Source organism: Acinetobacter sp. yr461 (assembly GCF_900110445.1).
In the GTDB taxonomy this organism is placed as follows: Bacteria; Pseudomonadota; Gammaproteobacteria; order Pseudomonadales; family Moraxellaceae; genus Acinetobacter; species Acinetobacter calcoaceticus.
The window spans coordinates 249,582-272,771 of the sequence record NZ_FODU01000003.1; the positions used below are offsets into that span (position 1 = coordinate 249,582).

Below are 23,190 nucleotides of genomic sequence, written 5' to 3' on the forward strand. Positions count from 1 at the left end.
GATTTAGATATCCATGGTCTCATAGCTAGAAACAGATAAGCTGTGATAAGGGTTCGGGGTCGTTCCGATTTTGCTTGGCATGCCCGTCGAATCACTTTCTTGGGCTAACAGCGGCGTAAGTAGCTGTTTGAACGGCCAAGTCTTATTATCAAAAAGATAGGTTTGAATTTGCGATTTTGTTTGCTCTGAAAGTGGTTGGGTTTCTACAAAATCATGAATAATGTCTTGAATCATTTCCCAGAAATCGCTTTCTGAACGATCTGTATATTTCAAGGTAGCTAAAGCAATTGGGTAGAGGTTAATTTGAATCCCTAAGGTAATGAAGTAGTTAAATAAGTCTTCATTCTTACTAAAGATAAGATTGTTTGGCGTACTCGTGTCGATGGTATAGATCGGAGGTGTGAAGCCACTTTCTTCAATTGCTGGTGTACATATTCTTAAGGTATCGTGGTCACGCAAAATAAAGCATTTGAACTTATTATTTTCATAACAAACCATGGTGTTTTGCCCGTGGCATTCAGGCATGATTCCTTTCGACCAGAGCGTTAAGAATGTTTGAATGAAATGGACACTTAGGTCTTTTAATAGTGTCCATTTGTCACCTTCAACGCCTAACGTTTCCCAAGGGTCAACATAGATACAGCTTAAAGCCGACATGGTAATTGGGGTGACATTTTTATTTTGACAAAAGTCGGGTAGGTGCCTTACTTGGCAACCGATTACACCTAAATTTTTTACAATGTGCTCTTGTTTACCCAACACCCACCAGTGAGTTTCATTACTCAAAAAGAGGCGACTTTTTAATAAAGGATTTTCATTAATGACTTCATTTAAAAAGTCATATGCCGTATGTCCATTCATTAAATAACGGCCTGGCATAGAACGGATCGCACCTAATGTTTTGGCATTCGTTGATAGTTTTAAATGCAGATTAGGATTTGAGTTGTGAATAAGAGTTCTTAAAGATGAAGTCGGTAAACCAATTGTCGTGACATGGATCAGGTCAATACCCTCATACTTATTTTCTTCAAATTTTAAATAGCGATGTTGAGTCTCTAATAAAGGAAGGGCTAGGTAATCCTCTGAAAGCTCCTTCATTTTTTCAGTAATAAGGTTGGTTTCAGAGTCTGATAGCAATAGTTCTTTATAAGGAATCGAATCCATATTGTTGATCACGTCATCTTTCTTAAAAGCCCACCAATACACCTCAATTTCTTTTTGAATCGTAAGTGGTGCAAGTTCACCTTTTGAGTGGGCGAACGGATGAAATGGACGGTCAGCAACAAGGGAAAGCAATTCACTTGTAATTAAAGGTGAGGAAAATGAAAGTGCTGACTGTAAAATCTGAGGAATTTTTTCAGCCGTTACTAAGTTGTCGAGCCAATAATCAATCGCTTTTTGATGATGCGGTGAAGGCCACCAAGATGCTTTTGTTAAATAGGTAAAAACTTCAGAAATAGAAATTTTAGAAGTCGTATTACTCAAGACGTTATGAAGTAAAACTTCGGGTTGAGTAACATAGAAAGGATTTACACCATCTACTTTTAAACAACTGAAATAGAGTTCCAACTCATCATTTAGAGTGATTGCCAGATAAGGCTTTTTATAGGAAATATGATCTCTAAAATCTCCATAATTCTCCATGTAGAGGGCATCTATTGTTTTTTGTAGTTGTGCTGTGTAAATCCGATCTAGCATTTTAGTTATTCCTATTCTTATAAAAGTGGTAGAACCGTGCCAACGTTTTGTTCTTGTGCGGCATTGAAGAACCATTTAGCGCAAACAATGTCATCAATCGCCATGCCCATTGGGTTGAGCAAAATAATTTCATCTTCATGTTCGCGGCCGTTTTTATGACCAATAATGATGTCGCCAAGTTCAGCATGCAGTTTTTCACGACTGAATAAGCCATCTTCAACCAGCACATTGATGACTTTCTTTTCTCGATTTGATTGATCCCAGTCATCCACAATGACTTTGTCAACTTTTAAGAACACTTCAGGCTCAATATCCATAATTGAAATATTTGAAACAAAGCAGCCTTTTTTAAGCCATTCAAATGGGATGTAAGGCTTATCTGAAACTGTGCAGGTAATAAGCACATCTGCTTGCTGAATTGCAGATTTGGCACTGTCATGAATTTCAATTTCTAGATGTGGATATTCTGAAAGGAACAATGCTTTGAGTTTTTCCGCCGCTTCAGGGTTCACATCAAATAAATGTATTTTTTTCACTTGAGCGTATTGTTCAAGCACAGTCTTAATCTGCATTTGAGCAATTGGTCCGCAGCCAATCACGGTAATATCTGAAAAGTCTTTTTTGGCTAGATACTTAATCGAAACACCCGTAATTGCAGCAGTTCGCATTGCGCTAATTAAGCTGCCTTCCATGACTGCGACTGGGTAATTTGTTTCTGAGTCATTCAGAACAATCAGTGCGCTGGCACGCGGAATATTGAATTTTTTAGGGTTATGTTGTCTTGAACCAATCCATTTGATTCCGGCAATCGGGTCATTGCCACCTAAATAACAAGGCATTGCAATAATACGGTCAGCAATGTGGTCTGCACCTTGCCAGCGGAGGTAAGGTTTTAAGGGTTGTACAAACTGTTTATTTGCATGCAGGGTTAAACCTTCAGTAATCGCTTCAATAAATGAATTGCTATGATTTGCGCCAAGATTTAATAAATCTGATTGACTAAGATAACGAAGGGTAGCCAAATTGCTCATGAATATGTCCTAAGGAGAAGGTTAAACAACATTTTGTAAAGTAAGGTTTTCTTGACGTCGTAAGTTTCGATTGAAGTGACGTTTCTTGATCATTTCGAACCATTCATCTGCATAAACTAGATCTAAATAACGATCGCCTCGATCAGGCAGCAGCGTTAAGACGCATGAACCTTCGGGAATGGTTGGAATAAGTTTTTTTATGGCTGAAATAGATGAGCCGCTTGAGCCGCCTGCAAAGATTCCTTCATGTTCAAGAAGTTCTCTGCAACCGAGTGCAGACTCATAGTCATCTACATAAATGACATCATCAATTTCATCGGGAGAGAGCAGAGGTGGAACAGTACTTGCTCCAATGCCCGGAATTTCACGTGGACCAGATGTACCCCCAAACAAGACTGAGCCAACAATATCGACTGCAATCACTTTTAATTCTGGGAACTTTTCTTTAAGGCGACGAGACACGCCCATAATTGTGCCGGAGGTGCTTGCCCCGATCACGAGGTAATCAATCTTGCGATCAATTTGATTTAAGATTTCTTCTGCTTCACCAAAATAGTGGCTTTTCCAGTTGTTTGGATTTGCATATTGATTAATCCAGACGGCATTCGGCAGTTGTTGGCATAGCCGCTTTACAGTGTCAATTCTGGTTTTTAAATAACCGCCGTTTTGGTCTTTTTCAGAGACCATTTCGATATTGGCTTTGTAAAGCTTCAACATTTGTAAGTTTGCTGAAGCAATTTTCGGGTCAATAACGGCAGTAAATTTTAATCCATATATTTTGCATGCCATTGCAAGAGCAATAGCCAAGTTTCCTGAAGAACTTTCAACAATATGACTATCTTTATTAATTACTCCAGATTTCAGGCCTTCCTGTAGCATGAATAATGCTGGACGATCTTTAATACTTCCTCCTGGATTTAACAATTCCATTTTCGCAATCACTGAGATCGATTGATGCGTGAATAGCCTTGATAATTGTAATAGTGGCGTTTTACCTATGCAGTCGAGAATATTTTCATGGATCATGGTAGATCTTCTCAGGTTTTTATGTGATGTGAATGATAATGATTATTAATTTAATTATTATTACCAATTGTGACATGATTGTTGCGGTTTGTAACGCAAAAGAGGGGTGAGTTATAGGAATTTTCACTAATTTTTTTTGTGTAATTATTTGAATGTTAATATTTATATTTTATAAAGTGAGTAATTAATAAATGTTTTAAATATAAGTAGATAGGCAATAAATTACTTTTCACCTATAAAAAATAATTTAATGAGCATAGGGTTTTGCAAATTAAAACTTGTGACTGAAATTTCTTTAAAATTAAATCGGAATATTTGTGCTGATTAACATATTTTATGAAGCCTACATTTTGTAGAGTTTATGACCATATTTAATGCTTATAAAAAAGAGCAATATTTAAGGAGTTTATTAAAATGTTAAGGATGATTGAGTGAAATTGATGATGTGTCAGTTATTGATATGAAAATGTCTGAAAATGATACGTTTAGATAGATATGATCATGTCCATAAGCGCTATATTTTAAATGGATCAATTGAGTCCAAAAAGTATAGTAATGCGTGTTTCGCATTTTGTCTTATGGGTCTTTCAAGCTGTCTTTGTCATAAAAGACAGCTTTTTTTTGTTGATTGATAGGGCGTGTTAGACGAAATTAAGCTGCTTAGCTTGTTCATAAGCCATAAGATTAATGCATTTATGACCCAGCGCATTGATTTGCGTTTGGTCTAGCTGAAGGTCATCCCACTTTTGCATTTGCTGAAAGAGCCAATAAAAGTCTTCTACTTTGGGAAGAGCGCTTTCTTTTACCAAATGACGGACAATATCCTGAATCATATAGTATTTGTCGACATGCACTTCTTCTGAGCAATGAAAACGAACAATTCCAAACTCGACCAATAATTTTAAAATTGGAGCAAAGTCTTCTAGTTCGCTAAGTTCTTGCTGAGCTTTCATAATTGCAGCGGTGAGTGCAACCAGCGTTTGTGGATGCTGTTCAGCCCATTCCTGCGTTACGGCTAAAACTTTGTCAGCTACAGGTGGAATAATGTTCTGACTTGAGCAAATCATTTTACTTAAACCGAGAAGCTCACCTTGAGTATTCCAAGGTTCTCCGACACAAAAACCATCAATCACATGTTTATCTAGTGCTTCGACCATATAAGGTGGTGGTAAGGTTTTGAGCTGAATCGATTGAGCGAGTTCAGGGTTTGCTAAAGCTAACCATTCTCTTAAACAATAATGATGAATGGAGTGCTTAAACACATGAGCTAAAGAAAGGGAATGACCTTGTTCAATGTAATGCACCACTTTTTGCGCCGTTACTTGAGCTGTATCATTTTCTTGAATTTTAAGTTGATGCGTTAATTTTTGACTTAAGCTAATAAATGCACGATTTTCGCTCAAAACAAGCGATGTTTGCAGTGGCGTACCAATTTGATCTGATCCTACCGCAGCCGCAGGTAACATTGCAGATAAACAATGAGCGGCATCTAATAAACCAAAAGCAAGGCGATCACGAAGACTTGCCCATGAAGCTTCTTTAACTAAAGTAACGTCGAGTCCTACTTCGTCAAAGAAACCCCTTTGTTTCGCCCAAAGCAATGCAAGACAATCAAGCAAAGGAATATAGCCGAGTTGTAATTGAGTCTTTTCTAATGTGCTCATTTATTCATCCTTTAGTTGATTGCCAAGTAATTTTTGGGCGTCAAGTAAACGCCGAGCCATTTCTCCAATCGTGATACGGTGGCTCATGGCATTTTTTCTAAGCAACTGGAATGCTGTATCTTCAGGAAGGCCATGGAGTTGCATAAGTAAAACTTTGGCTTTTTCAACATCTTTACGATCAGCGAGTTTAGTTTGAGCATCTCTTAAATCTCCTTCGAGTTTTTTGTGTTTTTTATATTGCTCAATAGAGATTTCTAAAATGGTATGTAAGCGGGAAGGATCAATACCATCAACAATATAAGCAGTCACCCCCGCATCTATGGCTTGTTTGATTGTATCTTTATCTGAATTTTTGGTGAACAGAACGGTAGGAAGGTCATAGCTACTGACACAGCTTTCAATAATGTCACGGTGAGGATGGTCCATATCAAGCAAGATCACATCAGCTTGTAAATGTTCGAGGCGAAAGATATTCAAGTGGTCCAAAGTAAGGCAAGCGACCACTTCAAAATCATTTTCAAGCAGACTTTTTCTTATATAGTCGGCTCGCGCATGATCATCATCAATAAGGGCTATTTTGAGTTTTGGCATAAGTTCAGAAAATCAGGCTAAGAAAATGCGCCAATTCGACGCGTTTTTTGTTATCAGTTTTTTAAGCAAGATTAGTGCCATCGAAAACTAAAGAAAAAATCGAGCTTTAATGGCACTTTAGCATGCCAAAGTATGGGCCTGATCAATCTTGGTGCAAAAATACGATTCATTTTGTAGCAAGGCGTATTTCTATTTAAACCATATAAGTGTGCAGTGATAGAGCAGGCAAAATAAGACTTAATTCTTTACCTACACATTGAAAATTTCTATCTGTATGAAATTAAATATAAAAAATATTATCTACTTAAGTTTTTAGAATATTGGCATGCAAAGTGCTTACTTAATTACAGGTCGAAGACGACCATGAGTTTTAAAGACGGCCAACGATGTCCGTTCTGATCGAGTTTGTGAGTGCAACCGTACACACAAAGAAGTTACGTTCAGTCGGAGTGAAGGTCATGTCTTTATTTTTATTGCATAAAAAAGTTACATCTGAATTATCTGAGTTTTCAGTTCCAGCGATGCGAGCCTTCTCTATGAGGGGGCTCGCTTTTTTTATTTCTTTTTATGACTTTGCTGTGCATTGGGTGTCGTCAACGAGTGCAAAAAATTGGCTGAAAGCAGCTACATGCTTCGTGATGTTGATTCGCTTCTCGGTAGAGCACAAGGCAAAAGAACAACGTCTATTTGAGAACGCAATAACGCAGCTTAAAAGCAACGTGATTTGAGGAGAAACACTATGAAATTGGTAATGATTGGTCATGGTATGGTGGGCCACAAATTCATCGAAGCCATTTTAGAAAAAGCAGATGATGAACTGGAAATCACGATTCTCGCGGAAGAACCTCGTATCGCGTATGACCGCGTACATTTGACTGAATATTTTTCGGGGAAATCGGCAAAAGATTTATCTTTAGCCCGTTTTGACTTCGCAGATGCACATGGCATAGACCTGCGTTTAAACACCAAAGCAACTACAATTGATACTGCTGCACAAACAGTAACCACCAATCATGGCGATGTGATTAGCTATGACAAATTGGTGTTAGCAACAGGTTCGTATGCATTTGTTCCTCCAATTTCGGGTAATGACCGTGAAAACTGCTTTGTTTACCGCACCATTGAAGACTTAGATGCCATTCGTGCAGCGAGCCTGAATGCTAAAACAGGTGTGGTCATTGGTGGTGGATTGCTTGGTCTTGAAGCAGCGAAAGCATTACGTGACCTAGATTTGGAAACACACGTTGTTGAATTTGCTCCACGTTTGATGGCAGTTCAAATTGATGACTTGGGTGGTAAAGTTCTACGCCGTAAAATTGAAGATTTGGGTGTAAAAGTTCACACGCAAAAAGCGACTCAATGCATTGAATGCGGTGATAGCACAACACATGTCATGAAGTTTGCTGATGGTAGTGAACTTGAAGCAGATATCATTTTATTCTCGGCAGGCATTCGCCCACGTGATGAGTTAGCACGTAATAGTGGTCTGGCGATTGGTGAACGTGGCGGTATTGTGATTAATGATTACTGCCAAACTTCAGATAGCAACATTTACGCAATTGGTGAATGTGCGCTTTGGCAAAACAAAATCTACGGTTTGGTTGCACCGGGCTATGACATGGCACGTATTGCAGCGAAACATGTGTTAGATGAAGAATGTCACTCTTTCGCTGGTGCGGACATGAGCACCAAGTTGAAATTGATGGGTGTTGATGTTGCATCTGTAGGTGATGCACATGCAATGACTCCGGGTGCATTAAGCTATTTCTATGCAGATGAGCATGAACTGGTTTATAAAAAGATTGTTGTAAATGCAGACAAAACTAAGTTGCTTGGTGCAGTTTTAGTGGGCGATGCCAAAGAATATAATGACCTTTTACAAATGATGTTAAACGGTCTGGATTTACCTGAAGTACCTGAAAGTTTAATCATGCCGGGCTTTGAGCAATCAGCAGGAAAATCAGGTGGTAGCGGTGTAGATTTACTTCCAGATAGCGCAACGATCTGTTCATGTAACAACGTATCAAAAGCAGACATTTGCCAAGCAATTAGCGATGGCTCGACTTCTTTAGGTGCATTGAAGAAATGCACCAAAGCAGCAACTGCATGTGGTGGTTGTGCACCATTAGTGACTCAAGTATTGAAATCTGAGTTACAACGTCAAGGTGTAACCGTTAACAACCACATTTGCGAACACTTCCCGTACTCACGTCAAGAGTTGTATCACTTGGTTCGTGTTAATGAAATCAAAACCTTTGATGATTTGATTGATCAACATGGTCATGGTTTAGGGTGTGATATCTGTAAACCAGCTGCTGCAAATATTTTGGCATCTTGCTGGAATGACTTCGTACTTGAACCAAGTCATGCCGGTTTACAAGACAGTAACGACTACTACTTGGGTAACATCCAAAAAGATGGTTCTTACTCGGTCGTACCACGTATGGCTGGCGGTGAAGTGACTCCGGATGGTTTGATTGCCATTGGTCAAATTGCCAAGAAATATAATCTGTATACCAAAATCACTGGTGGTCAACGTGTCGATATGTTCGGTGCACAAGTTCATGAGCTTCCATTCATTTGGGAAGAATTGAATGCTGCTGGTTTTGAATCGGGTCATGCATACGGTAAGTCTTTACGTACTGTGAAATCTTGTGTGGGTAGTACATGGTGCCGTTACGGTGTAGACAACTCAGTTGGTTTGGCTATCGAGCTTGAAAATCGCTACAAGGGTTTACGTTCACCACATAAATTAAAAATGGCAGTGTCTGGTTGTACGCGTGAGTGTGCGGAAGCACAAAGTAAAGATGTTGGTATTATCGCGACTGAAAAAGGTTGGAACCTTTATGTGTGCGGTAACGGTGGTATGAAGCCACGTCATGCAGAATTGCTAGCATCTGACCTCGATAAAGAGACACTAATTCGTTATATCGACCGTTTCTATATGTTCTACATTCAAACAGCAGACCGTTTACAACGTACGAGCGTATGGCGCGACAACATGGAAGGTGGTTTGGACTACCTTAAATCTGTGGTGGTTGATGATTCTCTTGGGTTGGCTGCTGAGCTTGAGCGCCGTATGGAACATGTGATTGGTACATATCAAGATGAATGGCGTACTGCGGTAGAAAATCCTGAAGTTCGTAAACGCTTCCAAACTTATATCAATGCAAGTGCCAATGAACAGGCCGATCCACACATTCAATTTACGACTGAACGTGGGCAAATCCGACCATTAACAGACGTTGAACGTTCAGAAGACCGTATTCCAATGGTTGAAGCATAAGCAGGAGAATTTCTATGAATATTGTACAAGACAAAAATATGCTTCCTGATGGTCAATGGATTGATGTGTGTGCACTTGATGACTTAACTCCAAACACTGGCGCAGGTGCGTTAGTAGATGGTCAAGCAGTGGCTATCTTCCGCGTGGGACATGAAAAACGCGTTTATGTGTTAAGCAATAAAGATCCGTTTAGCCAAGCAAATGTGATGAGCCGTGGCATTATTGGTGATTTACAAGGTGAGCGTGTAATTGCATCACCAATTTATAAACAACATTTTAGTTTGGCAACTGGTCGCTGTTTAGAAGATAAAGATCAAAAAATTTCAGTTTATCCAAGCAAAATTGTTGATGGTCGTGTTTTGATCAACCCCGTGCCACAAAAAACTTATATTACCAATACAGGTGTGTCTCAAGACAAACTTAAACTAGTACTGATTGGTAATGGCTTAGCAGGTATGCGTTGCCTAGAAGATTTACTTGATATGGCACCAGACCGTTATGACGTAACGGTAATTGGTGAAGAACCTTGGGGTAACTACAACCGTATTATGTTATCTCCGGTTTTATCTGGTGAAAAAACCATTGAAGACATTATGCTGCACCCACCAAAGTGGTATAGCGACAAAGGCATCAAATTTATTGCAGGCGACAAAGCTGTAAAAATTGATCGCCCACGTAAAGTGGTTTACACCGAAAAGGAACAAACAGTTGATTATGACCGTTTGATCTTGGCAACCGGTTCGGCACCATTTATTCCTCCAGTCCAAGGTGTCGATTTAAAAGGTGTTTTAACCTTCCGTGATATTTATGACGTTAACACCATGATTGAATACTGCGGTTCAAAAACCAATGCAGTGGTGATTGGTGGCGGCTTACTTGGTTTGGAAGCAGCTTATGGTTTAAAGCAACGTGGTATGAACGTGACCGTATTGCACTTAATGGACCGTATTATGGAGCGTCAACTCGACGGTCGTGCGAGCCAGTTACTGCGTCATAGCATTGAACAAAAGGGCATTACTATTATTACCGAAGCCAATACAGAAGCATTGGTAGGTGATGAAAATGGTCATGTAAAACAGATTCGACTAAAAGACGGTACTGTTTTAGATGCAGACCTTGTGGTCTTTGCGGTAGGAATCCGACCAAATATTAGCTTGGCGCAAAGTGCAGGTTTACGCTGTAACCGCGGCGTATTGGTGAATGACACTATGCAAACCTTTGACCCAAGTATTTATGCTGTGGGTGAGTGTATTGAACACCGTGGGCAAACATTTGGTCTGGTTGAGCCATTATGGGGCCAAGCCTTTATCTGTGCGACGCACTTGGCTGAGCATGGTAGTTTGACCTTTAAGGCACCGACTGTACCGACCCAATTAAAGGTCAGTGGTGTCGATGTATTCTCTGCGGGTAATTTTGAACCTAAAGATGATTATGAAGATATTATCCTGAACGATGAAAAACGCCAGATTTACAAACGCATTATCATTCAAAGCGATCGGGTAATTGGTGCAGTATTGTTTGGTGATACTGAAGATGGCATGTGGTATGCAGAGTTAATCGCAGATCAAACCCCTGTTTCTTCATTCAGAAATAAACTGTTATTTGGTCGAGATTTTGCATTAAAAAATGCAGGCTAAATAGGGAAAGGAGCAGTTATGAACAGTATTCCAAGCGTTGAAATCGATAGCTCCGATCATGTGGCAAAAATAACTAAAACAACATGTCCATATTGTGGTGTTGGTTGCGGTGTCAGTGTACACGTTCAACAAAAACCTCAAGGGCCTGTGGTTCAAGTTGAGGGGGATGCAGAGCATCCTTCCAACTTTGGACGCTTATGCATTAAAGGTAGCCGTCTTGCGGATACTTTGGGGTTAGAAACGCGTGTTTTACAGCCAATGATGGGACGTAAGTCTCATCGGACTGTAACTACATGGGACGATGCAATCGATAATATTGCCGATAAATTTCAGTCGTGTATCGACAAATATGGTCGTGACAGCATCGCCTTTTATGTTTCAGGACAATTGCTTACTGAAGACTATTATGTCGTTAATAAATTTGTAAAAGGCTATTTAGGTACAGCCAACATCGACACCAACTCGCGTCTTTGTATGTCATCAGCGGTGGCTGGACATAAACGTAGTTTTGGTGAAGATATTGTCCCAGCAAGTTATGAGGATTTTGAACACGCAGACATGGTGGTATTGGTAGGTTCTAATACTGCATGGTGCCATCCGGTACTTTATCAGCGAATTATGCAGGCTAAAAGCCAAAATCCAGATATGTTTGTGGTGGTAATTGACCCACGCTTTACCAGTACCTGTGAACAGGCTGATTTACATTTGCCGATTTTACCGGGCCAAGATGTCGCCTTGTTTAATGGCTTATTTCAATACTTATATCAAAATGGTCATGCCGATCAGGCATTTGTCGATGCTTATACCGAAGGCCTACAAGAAGTTTTGGCGAGCAGTCAGCCAGAAACTGATATGGAGTATGTAGCAAAGCGTACAGGAATTGCGCTAGAGAAGTTACAGCAGTTCTTTGAGAAATTCGCTCAGACCGAAAAAGTAGTAACACTATTTTCAATGGGGGTGAATCAATCCACTCAGGGCGTAAATAAAGCCAACAGCATTATTAATTGTCATTTACTGACTGGAAAAATTGGCAAACTGGGCGCAGCGCCGTTTTCAATGACAGGCCAACCCAATGCGATGGGTGGACGAGAAGTGGGTGGCTTGGCAAATATGCTAGCAGCTCACATGGACTTAGATAACCCACTGCATCAAAAAGTCGTTCAAACCTTTTGGGATAGCCCATTTATTGCTAATCAAGCGGGTTTAAAAGCAGTTGATTTGTTCCGTGCTGTTGAATCAGGAAAAATTAAAGCCATCTGGATTATGGCAACTAATCCAGTTGTGAGCTTGCCTGATGCAGACCAAGTAAAGCGTGCATTAGAAAAATGCGAGCTGGTCGTGGTGTCAGATATTTGTGCAGATACAGATACGACAGCATATGCTGATATTTTACTTCCTGCTTTGGGTTGGGGAGAAAAAGACGGTACTGTAACTAACTCCGAACGCCGTATCTCTCGTCAGCGTGCTTTCTTACCAGCTCCAGGTGAAGCAAAAGCAGACTGGTGGTCAGTGAGCCAGGTTGCGAAAAAATTAGGCTTTAATGGTTTTGACTTTGCGGGGCCTAGTGACATTTTTAATGAGCATGCCGCACTATCTGCACAAGATAATGTAGATATAGATGCGCGTGAAGAAAGTAGTATTTTTCGTTATTTCAACCTTAAAGGTTTGATGAACTTAAATGCTGTTGAGTACGATGCTCTGCAACCCCTACAATGGCCAGTGTGGGATAAAACCCAAGATGCTAAAGCCGTTCAGCAATTGTTTGGCAAGGGTCAATTTAGTTATAAAAATGCGAAGGCAAAACTGATTCCAACGGTCGCAATTGATCCGGTTCATGCGGTTTCAGAAGACTATCCACTCATTTTGAACACTGGCCGTATTCGTGATCAGTGGCATACCATGACCCGTACTGGTTTGTCGTCAAACTTAACCAGTCACCGTGCAGAACCATTCTGTGAGATTCATCCGAGTGATGCGCTAAAGTTTGGTGTACGTGATCAAGGTTTGGTTGAAGTTCGTTCTAAATGGGGCAGTTGTGTACTGCGTGTAACATTCTCATCGGGTGTGCGTCGTGGGCAAATTTTTGCACCAATTCACTGGACTGAACAAGTTGCCTCCGATGCTCGTATTGGTAAAGTCGTTAACCCAGAAGTCGATGCAATTTCGGGTGAGCCTGAATTTAAGCATACACCTGTCACTATTCAGCCGTTTTATACGACTTGGCAAGGTGTGCTCTATGTTCGTGAAGGATATGATTCACTTGTGCAAGATTCGCTACATCACTGTGCATGGTGGACTAAGGTCAAAATGGTTAAAACCAACCGTTATGAACTTGCAGACCGCCAAACTTTTCATGATACTCAAAAGAACCTGAAAAATTTCTTACCATTTGCCGATGAAACTTTTGAATGGTTGAGTATTGAAGATATCTCTTCACAACTGAGCCATAGCGTTATTTTGAAAGATGGCATTGTAATTGCAAGCTTATATATTGCACCGCCAGATTTATTGCCAGACCGTGATTGGGTCGCTAGTCTGTTTAAACGTGAACGTTTAAGTGCCTTGCACCGAAAAGCTTTGCTAGCGGGTATGCCGATGTCGGCTACTAATAATGATGGGCCTTTAGTGTGTAGTTGTTTTAAAGTAGGTAAGAATAAAATTATCGAAGCGATAAAAACACAAAACATTACCCATGAAAAACAGGTTACTGCTTGTTTAAAAGCAGGTGGGAACTGTGGTTCATGTTTACCTGAAATCCGTGGCCTGATTAAAGCTTGCCAACAGGAGGTGGAAGTGTGAATAAGGGATATCCTGTAACTGATTTGGTCATTCTAGCGGGTGGACAAGCCCGCCGTATGAACGGTTTAAATAAGTTGTTGCAGCAATTTGATGGTGAACCCCAACTTCTTAAAATTCATCAGAAATTAAGATCATCGGTATCTGAACTTTGGGTCAATAGTCATCGCGACTACTCCATCTATCAAAGTATTGTGCCAGATATTAAATGTTTTCAAGATGATGCTTCAGGCTTTCTCGGCCCACTGATGGGAATGAAAAGCGCATGGTCAAATGTAGAAGCAGATTATGTTTTGTTTATTCCTTGTGATGTGACCTATATACCAACGCAAGTCGTTGCGAAATTACATAGTGCACTTCGGAAAAACAAACAAGCTCAAGCAGCTTATGTGTCAATTAATGGAGATGCCTTGTACCCATTTTGCTTGTTAAAGCGTGAAAGCCTAATCACGATAACAGAGCAAATTGAAAAACAACGATTAAGTTTGAAAGAGTGCTTTAAGCTTTTACATGCACAAGTCGCCATATTTCAAAAACAAAATTTATTTTTTCATAGTATCAATTCTCTAGATGAGCTTCAGCAATACAAACAAATCACAGCATTTAAAGAAATTTTTACAGCAAATTAATGATGTATTTGAATAGCTTTTAACCTTACATTGGTCGTGCGAAAAACGTTTTTAATCTTTGTGCCGTTGACTATTTATTATATAAGTTCTATTTTGGAACTTGTTATTTTAGTTCTATCCATATGCATAAAAATAAAGGGAGTCAATCGAAATGGTAGAAGCACTAAAGGAAAACAAAACGGATGTTACCGCATGTATCTTGTGTTCAAGAAATTGCGGTTTAAGTGTTGAAATTAAAGATAATCAATTTGTCAAAATTAAAGGTAATCCAGAGCATCCATTTTCACAAGGCTACATTTGTCAAAAAGCCGCAAGATTACAGCATTATCAGCAGCATGCAGACCGATTAACTACACCTTTGAAGCGTCAACCAGATGGTTCATTTCAAGAAATTAGTTGGGACAATGCTATACACGAAATTGCCGAACGTTTAGTTCAGATTAGAGATAATTTTGGTGGAACTGCTTTTGCTTCTGTTGGGGGAGGTGGTCAAGGTAATCATCTTGGTGCAGCTTATGGTCGACAGCTTTTGCTAGCCATGAAAAGTTATTATGCTTATAACTCTCTTGCCCAAGAAAAAACGGGTGATTTTTGGCTGAATGGGCGTTTGTTCGGTAGTCAAGCCTGCCATACGACAGAAGATGTTGAATACGCTGATTATGTTCTTTTTATTGGCACAAATCCGTTTCAGGCACATGGGATTCCAAATGCACGAGACACACTAAAGCATATTAAAAAAGACCCCAATCGTACCATGGTGGTATTTGATCCACGCGTTACCGAAACGGCGAAACAAGCAGATATTCATGTGCAGTTAAAACCTGGAACAGATGCTTTTTTAATGTCGGCCATGATTGCCATTATTATTAAAGAACAACTTTATGATGTGAAGTTCATTGAACAGCATACACAAGGGTTTGAAGAGGTAAAAACAGCGTTTAGCCGTGTCCCGATTGAAGAATATATTGCCAAAGCTGATGTACCAGTCGATTTAATTTATCAAGTGGCTAGAGATTTTGCGAAGGCTAAAAGAGGCTGTGTGCGTATCGATTTAGGTATTCAGCATACTTTAAATACGACATTAAACGGATATTTAGAAAAACTACTGTATTTATTGACCGGAAACTTTGGAAAGCAAGGCACCAATAATTTACACACCATGTTTATTCCAATTTTAAGCGATACCGATGAAAGAAAGCCAAAATATCGACGTAGTGTTTACCATAAAATGTTTCCCATCTCAGGTTTTTTCCCACCCAATATTTTGCCCGATGAAATATTAAAAGCAGGCGAAAAAAGAATACGTGCGGTTTTTGTAGATAGCTGTAATCCTTTATTAACCTATCCTGATACGCCTGCATACGAAAAAGCGTTTAAAGCATTAGATTTACTGGTTGTAGTCGATGTTGCCATGACGGAAACAGCTAGGTTTGCAGATTATATTTTGCCGGCCCATACGCAGTTTGAAAAATGGGAATTTACTGGTTTTAATTTAGAGTTTCCTAAAAATGGTTTTCACCTGAGACATCCAGTATTCACTGCTCGAGGCAATACTTTACCCGAAGCCGAAATTTATACACGATTACTTGAAGCCATGAAGGTCATTCCTAAAAGCTTTCCTGTGTTAGACAAAATAGCTGCGGTCGACTCGAAAAAAACAGCCTATCTACCTTATCTGTCGGCTTTGGGTTTAACTTTTGCTCGACATAAAAAATACATTCCTTTTGCAGCCTCAATTCTCTATCGCACTTTAGGTAAACATCTAGAAAATTCAGCAGCTTCAACGGCATTTTTATTACCACTGTCTATTCAATATTCGTTTTTACATACGAAAGCTGTGCGCCGTGCAGGTTACAAAGGTAATCCTTTAACCTTAGGTGTTCGGTTGTTTGAGCAAATTTTAAATCAGCGTTCAGGTGTAGTGTTATCACAACATGAATATGAAGAAGTTTGGAAGCTTGTTGCATACAAAGACAAAAAAATACGTCTGGCTATTCACGAAATGTTGAGTGAGTTGGCAAATTTAAAAAATCATCAATTTAGTATTGAAGAGTTTCCTTTCATACTTTTGTCGGGGGAGCGCCGTAGTTATAACGCTAATCAGATTTACCGTGATCCTGCGTGGCGAAAAGTAGATGCAGAAGGTGCTTTGCGCATTCACCCTGAAGACGCAACAAACTTAAATGTAGCTGTAGGAGATCAACTCAAATGTATCTCACAACACGGAGCAATTCAGGTCACCGTAGATTTTGATGAAGGTATGCGAAAAGGTGTTGTGTCACTTCCACATGGCTATGGCATGCGCTTTAAAGGGGGAGAGCCAATAGGGCCACAATTAAATCTTCTGGTGTCTGGTGAGCATTGTGATCCTTTATCTAAAACGCCGTACCATAAATATGTACCCATCCGTCTAGAAAAATGCTAGAAATAATGTAGGGCATACAAGAGATTGGAGTCGCACTAAATTTATACAGTTATAAAATTACAGTTGAAGTGGTGCGGCAAAAGATCTATTAAAAAGCTAAGAAGTTATGGATGATAAATAGAATTGGAACAAATTTTGCTTAAACAGCAGAGCACTATTGAAGAGCAAATTTCTATTTTAATTGCTCAGAAAAAGTGCCAGCAATATTTGAACTGTTCTCGATATGAGTGCAAATGATGAAACAATATCACTCTGAAAATACGCCTTTGGTTCTTCAAGACCAATATGGCCGTGTAAAGCGAAAGTTACGTATTTCCGTAACTGATCGCTGTAATTTTAAGTGTGTATATTGCATGCCTGAACATCCTGAATGGTTGAATAAACAAGATCTGCTTGGTTTTGAGGCACTCTTTCAATTTTGTCATTTTATGGTGCAACATGGTGTTGAAAGTATCCGCATTACAGGTGGCGAACCATTAATGCGTCAAGGCATTGTGCATTTTGTTCGTGAGTTACAAGCTTTGAAAGCGCTGGGCCTAAAACGTATTTCAATGACTACAAATGGGCATTACCTTGCAAAATACGCTAGGCAGTTAAAAGATGCGGGATTAGATGACCTAAATATTAGTTTAGACAGCTTAGATCCGATTCAGTTTAAAGAGCTTACCAAGAAAAAATTAGAACCTGTTCTCGAGGGTATTCAAGCTGCTAAAGATGTCGGATTACCCTTTAAAATTAACTGCGTACTGATGAAAAATAAAAACGATAATCAGATCTTACCGATGGTTAAATGGTCAATCGCCAATCATATTCCTTTACGCTTTATTGAGTTTATGCCACTTGATGGCGATGCGCTTTGGTCTAGCAAAGATGTGGTGAGTGAGGCTGAAATTTTACAAGCTTTGCAACCCCATTATTCAGTACAGGTTGTAGAACAACAGCATGAGCCAGCACGCCAATATCTGATCAATAATAGCTACTCTCTTGGAATTATTTCCACAATTACTCATTCATTTTGCCATCAATGTGACCGTATACGCTTAACTGCACAAGGTGAGTTATATAACTGTTTATTTGCACCGCAGGGGCTAAATATTAAACCCCAACTTCAATCATTATTACGTGCACGTAATACACCTGATCATGCAATGTATCTTCAACAGTTAACAGATATGGTTATGCCGTATATTTGGCACAAAGCTAAAGGTTTTCATGCCTTACAACATCAACAAACCCGTAAAATCAGTATGCATATGCTTGGGGGATAAATGCAGCAATCTATCCAAATTAAAATAGAAGCGTTTGGCGCAATTGAAAAATTGCTTCCTCAAAACCTTTCGTTGGTTTGTCCCAATCATATTTTGGTTAAAGATGTATTAGATGAAATTGTTTCATTACATCCAGAATCTACACAAGCCATGGAAAAATGTGCATGTGCGATTGGCGATAATGTCATAACGAGACAATCTGCTTTAAGTGAGCCATGTACTTTGGTTTTATTGTCACCAGTTGCAGGAGGGTGAGTCATGCGAGATTTTGCACGTATACAAGAGCAGGCTTTAAGTTTAGATACTTTTGATCCTATCCAGTCATTTCCTGAATGTGGTGGAATCGATATTTTTATAGGTACGGTTCGTAATCACCATGAGGGTAAAGCTGTTAAAGCGTTGAAATATACGTCATATAAGCCACTTTCTGAAAAAATGATACGTGAAATTGAACTGGAAATTGAGAAAAAGTATCAGGTATCTTATGTGCGGGTCGTTCATCGGATTGGATATCTGGATGTAGGTGAAACAGCCATTATTGCGATTGCTTATGCAGCCCATCGCCGTGAAGCTTTTCAAGCATGTGAGGAAGCGGTTGAGCGAGTGAAGCATGAAGTGCCAGTTTTTAAAGAAGAGTTCTTTACAGACGGTACGAGTCATTATGTAGAAGGTTGTTGTATTCGCAAAGATGCACCACAAGAACACAAGCATCACCACCATCATGCCGGCCATGAACACTCACACTGAAATATGCACGACTAGGATAAATAATGAAAAACGTAGGAATGAAGCCGGAAAGTTATCGTGTTGCTGAAGCACAAGCGATTTTATATGCGCCTCCACATTGTATTGAGCTATTAAGACAAGGGAACACCGAAAAAGGCGATGCATTAAAAACCGCACGTGTGGCAGGAATCTTGGCAGCCAAACGAACTGATGAGCTGATTCCTTTGTGTCATCCACTGCCGATTTATCGTGCAGATGTTGAATATGAATTAGAACATGATTTTGTAAAGATTATTACGGTGGTCGAAACGATTGGTCCTACTGGGGTAGAAATGGAAGCCCTTACGGCTGCAAGCCTTGCAGGTTTAACCATTTACGACATGTTGAAACCGCATTGTGAACCAGAAGAACTCTGGATGGATCAATGTAAACTGCTTAAGAAAAAGGGCGGAAAATCACACTTTAAGCGAGTTCTTCGTCAGCCTGTTTCGGCAGCAGTCATTGTGTTATCCGACACCGTTGCAGCCGGTAGAAAACCCGATACAGCTGGAAAATCAGTGGTAGAAACTTTAACTGAAGCAGGATTCGATCCGATTCATTACCAAATTTTGCCTGATGAGGCAGATGTTCTAAAAGATTTAGTGCTTGAGCTGAGTAAGTCATATGCTTGCATTATGACGGTGGGTGGAACCGGAATTGGTAAGCGTGACATTACGGTCGATACATTAGAGCCACTTCTTGAGCGTAAGCTAGACGGCTTAATGGAAGCTGCACGATCTTTTGGACAAAAACGCACACCATATGCGGCAATGTCACGTGGGGTAGCTGGTTTTATCGATCGCTCATTGGTGGTGACTTTACCGGGAAGCCGTGGTGGAGCAAGTGAATCAATGGCTGCTATTTTACCAGCCCTCGTTCATATTTTTGATGTGTGCCGTGATTTACCGCATCCAGGAGGATATGAGTAATGTCAGGTTGTGGTACAGAGCGTGGATTAATTAGTGTAGATGAAGCACTTGAGCTGATTATTAAGCAGCCAAAAAAGTTGGGTTCGATTAACCAAGTTCTTCAAAACAGTTTAAGTAGATATCTCGCTAAAGAAATTTATTCAGAAATTAATCTTCCAAGCTTTTCTCAAAGTGCGGTAGATGGTTATGCACTTTGTAGCCATGTGGAAGATTTAAATAAGCAAAAATTTCAGGTTACTGGTGAGATTCGTGCAGGAAGCGAAAGCCATGACACCCTTCATGAAGGTCAGGCTATTCGTATATTCACAGGCGGTAAAATTCCAGAAGGAACAACACATGTTGCTCGGCAGGAAATTGTATCGGTTCTTTCGGTCCAAGAAATTTGTTTAACTGAGCATATACGTCCCCAAGCCGATATTCGATTTACAGGTGAGGAAATTCAGAAAGGTCAATTGCTTGCACAAGCTGGACAGTTTCTAAATATTGGAAGCTTAGCTGCCTTAAGTATGGCAGGTGTGCAAACGGTTGAAGTTTATCGTGCACCGAAAGTTGCTGTTTTAGTGACTGGTGATGAAGTTGCAGAAACGGCAGAAGATCTTGTCGACGGCAAAATCTTTGATGCAAATGGGCCATTATTAAAAGCTTGGTTTGAAGATTATGGCTTAAATGTTGAACTGATTCATGTGGCAGATGAGGCAGAGCAAGTCACGCATTACTTTAATCAGTTAAAAGACAGCCATGATGTCATTATAACGACAGGTGGAGTCTCTGTAGGTGATTATGACTTTGTACGACCATGTGCTTTTGAGGTTGGCTTTGAACAAATCTTTTGGAAAGTAAAACAGAAACCTGGCAAACCGCTATTCTTTGCTGAATATTCAAATCCAGAAACAGATCATCATTGTTATTTGCTTGGTTTGCCGGGTAATCCCGCTGCGGTCTATGTGTCTATGCAGGTATATGGTAAGGCATTACTAGATACTTTACAGGGAAATCAAGCAGGGCCTGAGTGGTTTAGTGCGATTTTGGACAATGCGTTAAAAGAAGATGCACGTGAACGTTTTTTAAGAATGTATGCTTATTTTGAAAATGGACAGCTTAAAATAAAAAGTCTGGCAAAACAGCAATCACATATGCTGAGTAACTTAATGCAGGCCAATTGTCTGGTTCGCATTCCGGCAGGTGTAAAACTAGAAGCAGGCAATATATTGAAGGGTGTATTTATTTCAAATTAATTATAAAAGATGATAAATATGACTCATTATGAAAATGAGTGGGTTATATTTATTTAGCAATTTTTAATAATAACTTTCTCTTTTTTCATAATGAAATTTTTTTATAAAGTTGATAAGAAGTTATTTTTATAATGAATCTTGCATAAATCGTAGTAAGTGGTTTAGGGTATAAACAATAGGGCCGTTGGGCTAGGTAATATCGAGGAACGCATAAAGATGAAATGGGATGACATCGGTGATCAACCTTGTTCGGTTGCTCGTATGCTATCAGTGATTGGCGATCGATGGACGATGCTAATATTACGTAATGCTTTTATGGGAATACGCCGTTTTGACGATTTTCAAAAATCATTAGGCGTCACTCGTCATGTCCTTTCAGATCGTTTAAAACGTTTGGTTGAATATGAAATATTAGCCAAAGCTCCTTATTTTGATCGTCAAGAACGCTTTGAATACAAACTCACTGATAAGGGCTTTGAACTTTATCCAATTATCTTATCTATGGCGAATTGGGCAGATAAATGGATGGATCAAGGTTTAGGTAAGCCACTAGAATATCGTCATAAAACTTGTGGACATAAGTTTGAACCGGTTATGGTATGTTCGGTCTGCCGTGAGCCTTTACATGCAAAACAAGTGCAAGTCTCAGCTGGACCGGGCTATTTTGCATATATTCAACAAAAACAGAAACAAGCTTAATTTTCTCGGTATAAATTATGAAGACTCTTGTTGAATAGCATCAGCAAGAGTTTTATAAATATGGGCATGGTTTGATTGTGCTACATTAAAGCGGATAAATTGACCCGCATTAGGCGCTTGGCTAAAAGCATTTCCAGGCGCAAGAATAACATTGTGATTAATACAATATTTCGCAATTTTTGAAGCTTCTAAACCTTCCGGTAAATGACACCATACAAAAATACCTGCTTGCGGCTTAATCCATGGCCGGATGCCTAGCGGTTCTAGTTTGGTAATAGTGTCATGCATGGCTTTTGCTAAACGAACTTTTAATAACTCTAAATGTTTGCGATACGAACCATCTGTCAAAGCGGAAAGCAAAACCTCTGCAGAAACACCGTTATGCGAGAAAGTGGTCGCAATTTTTAAATCGGTGAGCTGATCAACCCATTCCGGTTTTGCAATAATATAGCCACAACGAATAGATGCAGATAATGTTTTAGAAAAACTTCCAATAAAGATGACGCGTGAAAGATTATCTAAAGCAGCAAGCCTAGGAGCTGGGGTATATTCAAAATCTGAAAAAATATCGTCTTCAACTACTATTAAGTTAGATTGCTCAATCAATTTTAAGAGTTGGTGCGCCGTAGAAAGAGAAAGCATTGCTCCAGTTGGATTGTGTATTCCTGAGTTGGTGATATAAAGACGTGGGTTATACGTATCAATTGCTTCTTTAAATGCTTCTAAATCTGGGCCTGTCGGTGTGTAAGGTAATCCAACTACTTTAACTTGATGAACTTTAAGTAATGCATGAAAGTTAAAATAACAAGGATCATCAATCAGAACGACGTCATCGGGCTTTAGTAAGAACCGGAAAACTAAATCAATCGCTTGAGTTCCAGAGTCTGTTAAAAGTACTTGATTTAAATTTGCATCTATTCCTTTTGATTGGGCACGCCTTGCTAATAAATCGCGCAACGCTGGTAATCCTAACGGCGCAGAATAGCTCATTAAACAAGCGTCTGAACTCCTTGCAGCAGCCCTTAATCCTTTTCGAATACTGTCTAATGGCATCCAGTCATCGGGTAACCAACCACAACCAGGCTTAAACACATCTGCTTTCGCTTCTAAAGACTGACGCGAAATCCATAGAGGGTCTACTGATCGTTCTAACTGTGGGCTTAAGTCACTTAAAGATAAAGGTGCGAGAGGGCCTACAATATAAAATCCCGATCCTGTTCTTGATTCAATTTTCCCTAAAGCAATTAATCTTTCATATGCTTCTACAACAGTTGAGACTGAAAAACCCAAATCATTTGCTAATTTACGAACAGAAGGTAAGCGTGCTCCAGGCATTAAAGATCGATTTTTTATTTGTTGCTCAATTTCTAAAATAACAATTTCAATTTTTGTTTTGCTCTGGTTCACGGGCTTACAATCTCAACTGTACTGGTTGTGAGTACATAACAGTTCTTTTAAATTGTACTGCTTTGTATCTGGTTTAATCACCTTAGCACAGCTTAAATTCTTCG

General features: G+C 39.6%; 19 protein-coding genes. 13 read left to right on the top strand and 6 right to left on the bottom strand.

Annotated features, from left to right (window positions below; translation table 11 throughout):
- Window positions 1-3: 3 nt before the first annotated feature.
- The 3 genes from BMW38_RS07500 to sbnA form a co-directional block, all read right to left on the bottom strand.
- Window positions 4-1,644 carry an IucA/IucC family protein gene (locus BMW38_RS07500; RefSeq protein ID WP_092707166.1) on the bottom strand — a complete coding sequence of 547 codons (1,641 nt, stop codon included), beginning with the start codon at window positions 1,642-1,644 and terminating at the stop codon, window positions 4-6.
- 71 nt (window positions 1,645-1,715) lie between these two features.
- Window positions 1,716-2,729, bottom strand: a complete 1,014-nt coding sequence (sbnB, locus tag BMW38_RS07505; protein WP_003652251.1) for a 2,3-diaminopropionate biosynthesis protein SbnB — start codon at window positions 2,727-2,729, stop codon at window positions 1,716-1,718.
- Window positions 2,730-2,750: 21 nt separating this feature from the next.
- Window positions 2,751-3,755 (bottom strand): 2,3-diaminopropionate biosynthesis protein SbnA, encoded by a 1,005-nt coding sequence (sbnA, locus tag BMW38_RS07510; protein ID WP_092706993.1) that lies wholly within the window; start codon window positions 3,753-3,755, stop codon window positions 2,751-2,753.
- Window positions 3,756-4,280: 525 nt separating this feature from the next.
- Here sbnA and BMW38_RS07515 point away from each other — a divergent pair.
- Window positions 4,281-4,400, top strand: a complete 120-nt coding sequence (locus BMW38_RS07515) for a hypothetical protein (RefSeq protein WP_092706995.1) — start codon at window positions 4,281-4,283, stop codon at window positions 4,398-4,400.
- Here BMW38_RS07515 and BMW38_RS07520 read toward each other — a convergent pair.
- Together BMW38_RS07520 and BMW38_RS07525 are read right to left on the bottom strand one after the other, a co-directional pair.
- Window positions 4,397-5,419: an ABC transporter substrate-binding protein gene (locus tag BMW38_RS07520; protein WP_092706997.1), complete on the bottom strand. Its 1,023-nt coding sequence runs from the start codon at window positions 5,417-5,419 to the stop codon at window positions 4,397-4,399. The two genes, BMW38_RS07515 and BMW38_RS07520, sit on opposite strands and share 4 nt — an antisense overlap.
- Window positions 5,420-6,010 (bottom strand): ANTAR domain-containing response regulator, encoded by a 591-nt coding sequence (locus tag BMW38_RS07525; protein ID WP_092706999.1) that lies wholly within the window; start codon window positions 6,008-6,010, stop codon window positions 5,420-5,422. It abuts the gene before it with no gap.
- A 386-nt stretch (window positions 6,011-6,396) separates the two neighbouring features.
- On the opposite strand from BMW38_RS07525, the gene BMW38_RS07530 reads away from it, so the two are divergent.
- The 12 genes from BMW38_RS07530 to BMW38_RS07585 all read left to right on the top strand — a co-directional run bounded on the left by BMW38_RS07530 (window position 6,397) and on the right by BMW38_RS07585 (window position 21,679).
- Window positions 6,397-6,738, top strand: coding sequence for a hypothetical protein (locus tag BMW38_RS07530; protein WP_092707001.1), 342 nt, complete (start codon window positions 6,397-6,399; stop codon window positions 6,736-6,738).
- An 11-nt stretch (window positions 6,739-6,749) separates the two neighbouring features.
- Complete coding sequence (gene nirB / locus BMW38_RS07535) at window positions 6,750-9,296, top strand: nitrite reductase large subunit NirB (protein ID WP_092707004.1); 2,547 nt, start codon at window positions 6,750-6,752, stop codon at window positions 9,294-9,296.
- Window positions 9,297-9,310: 14 nt separating this feature from the next.
- Entirely contained in the window at window positions 9,311-10,933 is a 1,623-nt protein-coding gene (nirD, locus tag BMW38_RS07540) for a nitrite reductase small subunit NirD (protein ID WP_092707006.1), read from the top strand.
- A gap of 18 nt (window positions 10,934-10,951) precedes the next feature.
- Entirely contained in the window at window positions 10,952-13,732 is a 2,781-nt protein-coding gene (locus BMW38_RS07545) for a nitrate reductase (protein WP_092707008.1), read from the top strand.
- Complete coding sequence (locus BMW38_RS07550) at window positions 13,729-14,358, top strand: molybdenum cofactor guanylyltransferase (protein WP_092707010.1); 630 nt, start codon at window positions 13,729-13,731, stop codon at window positions 14,356-14,358. Before BMW38_RS07545 ends, BMW38_RS07550 begins: the two co-directional genes overlap by 4 nt.
- 151 nt (window positions 14,359-14,509) lie before the next feature.
- A complete protein-coding gene (locus tag BMW38_RS07555; RefSeq protein ID WP_092707012.1) occupies window positions 14,510-16,783 on the top strand; it encodes a molybdopterin-dependent oxidoreductase in 2,274 nt (757 codons plus the stop codon).
- 227 nt (window positions 16,784-17,010) lie between these two features.
- Window positions 17,011-18,051, top strand: coding sequence for a GTP 3',8-cyclase MoaA (gene moaA, locus BMW38_RS07560; protein ID WP_092707014.1), 1,041 nt, complete (start codon window positions 17,011-17,013; stop codon window positions 18,049-18,051).
- Window positions 18,052-18,306, top strand: a complete 255-nt coding sequence (locus BMW38_RS07565; protein ID WP_003652232.1) for a MoaD/ThiS family protein — start codon at window positions 18,052-18,054, stop codon at window positions 18,304-18,306.
- Between the two features lie 3 nt (window positions 18,307-18,309).
- On the top strand, window positions 18,310-18,798 hold the full coding sequence (locus BMW38_RS07570) for a molybdenum cofactor biosynthesis protein MoaE (protein ID WP_092707016.1): 489 nt from the start codon (window positions 18,310-18,312) through the stop codon (window positions 18,796-18,798).
- Between the two features lie 23 nt (window positions 18,799-18,821).
- Window positions 18,822-19,745, top strand: a complete 924-nt coding sequence (moaCB, locus tag BMW38_RS07575) for a bifunctional molybdenum cofactor biosynthesis protein MoaC/MoaB (protein WP_003652229.1) — start codon at window positions 18,822-18,824, stop codon at window positions 19,743-19,745.
- Entirely contained in the window at window positions 19,745-20,980 is a 1,236-nt protein-coding gene (locus BMW38_RS07580; RefSeq protein ID WP_092707018.1) for a molybdopterin molybdotransferase MoeA, read from the top strand. The genes moaCB and BMW38_RS07580 overlap by 1 nt, the downstream gene beginning before the upstream one ends.
- Before the next feature lie 216 nt (window positions 20,981-21,196).
- The gene (locus tag BMW38_RS07585) at window positions 21,197-21,679 is read left to right on the top strand and encodes a winged helix-turn-helix transcriptional regulator (protein ID WP_092707020.1); all 483 of its coding nucleotides are present in this window, start codon (window positions 21,197-21,199) and stop codon (window positions 21,677-21,679) included.
- A gap of 15 nt (window positions 21,680-21,694) precedes the next feature.
- Here the strand turns inward: BMW38_RS07585 and BMW38_RS07590 are convergent, their stop codons facing one another.
- Window positions 21,695-23,086 (bottom strand): aminotransferase-like domain-containing protein, encoded by a 1,392-nt coding sequence (locus BMW38_RS07590; protein WP_092707022.1) that lies wholly within the window; start codon window positions 23,084-23,086, stop codon window positions 21,695-21,697.
- Window positions 23,087-23,190 lie beyond the last annotated feature (104 nt).

Bases quoted from the DNA above. Each gene is read 5' to 3' on its own strand.
- BMW38_RS07500 (WP_092707166.1), bottom strand. From the start codon at position 1,644: ATGGAGAATTATGGAGATTTTAGAGATCATATTTCCTATAAAAAGCCT.
- sbnB (WP_003652251.1), bottom strand. From the start codon at position 2,729: ATGAGCAATTTGGCTACCCTTCGTTATCTTAGTCAATCAGATTTATTA.
- sbnA (WP_092706993.1), bottom strand. From the start codon at position 3,755: ATGATCCATGAAAATATTCTCGACTGCATAGGTAAAACGCCACTATTA.
- BMW38_RS07515 (WP_092706995.1), top strand. From the start codon at position 4,281: ATGGATCAATTGAGTCCAAAAAGTATAGTAATGCGTGTTTCGCATTTT.
- BMW38_RS07520 (WP_092706997.1), bottom strand. From the start codon at position 5,419: ATGAGCACATTAGAAAAGACTCAATTACAACTCGGCTATATTCCTTTG.
- BMW38_RS07525 (WP_092706999.1), bottom strand. From the start codon at position 6,010: ATGCCAAAACTCAAAATAGCCCTTATTGATGATGATCATGCGCGAGCC.
- BMW38_RS07530 (WP_092707001.1), top strand. From the start codon at position 6,397: ATGTCCGTTCTGATCGAGTTTGTGAGTGCAACCGTACACACAAAGAAG.
- nirB (WP_092707004.1), top strand. From the start codon at position 6,750: ATGAAATTGGTAATGATTGGTCATGGTATGGTGGGCCACAAATTCATC.
- nirD (WP_092707006.1), top strand. From the start codon at position 9,311: ATGAATATTGTACAAGACAAAAATATGCTTCCTGATGGTCAATGGATT.
- BMW38_RS07545 (WP_092707008.1), top strand. From the start codon at position 10,952: ATGAACAGTATTCCAAGCGTTGAAATCGATAGCTCCGATCATGTGGCA.
- BMW38_RS07555 (WP_092707012.1), top strand. From the start codon at position 14,510: ATGGTAGAAGCACTAAAGGAAAACAAAACGGATGTTACCGCATGTATC.
- BMW38_RS07565 (WP_003652232.1), top strand. From the start codon at position 18,052: ATGCAGCAATCTATCCAAATTAAAATAGAAGCGTTTGGCGCAATTGAA.
- BMW38_RS07570 (WP_092707016.1), top strand. From the start codon at position 18,310: ATGCGAGATTTTGCACGTATACAAGAGCAGGCTTTAAGTTTAGATACT.
- moaCB (WP_003652229.1), top strand. From the start codon at position 18,822: ATGAAAAACGTAGGAATGAAGCCGGAAAGTTATCGTGTTGCTGAAGCA.
- BMW38_RS07580 (WP_092707018.1), top strand. From the start codon at position 19,745: ATGTCAGGTTGTGGTACAGAGCGTGGATTAATTAGTGTAGATGAAGCA.
- BMW38_RS07585 (WP_092707020.1), top strand. From the start codon at position 21,197: ATGAAATGGGATGACATCGGTGATCAACCTTGTTCGGTTGCTCGTATG.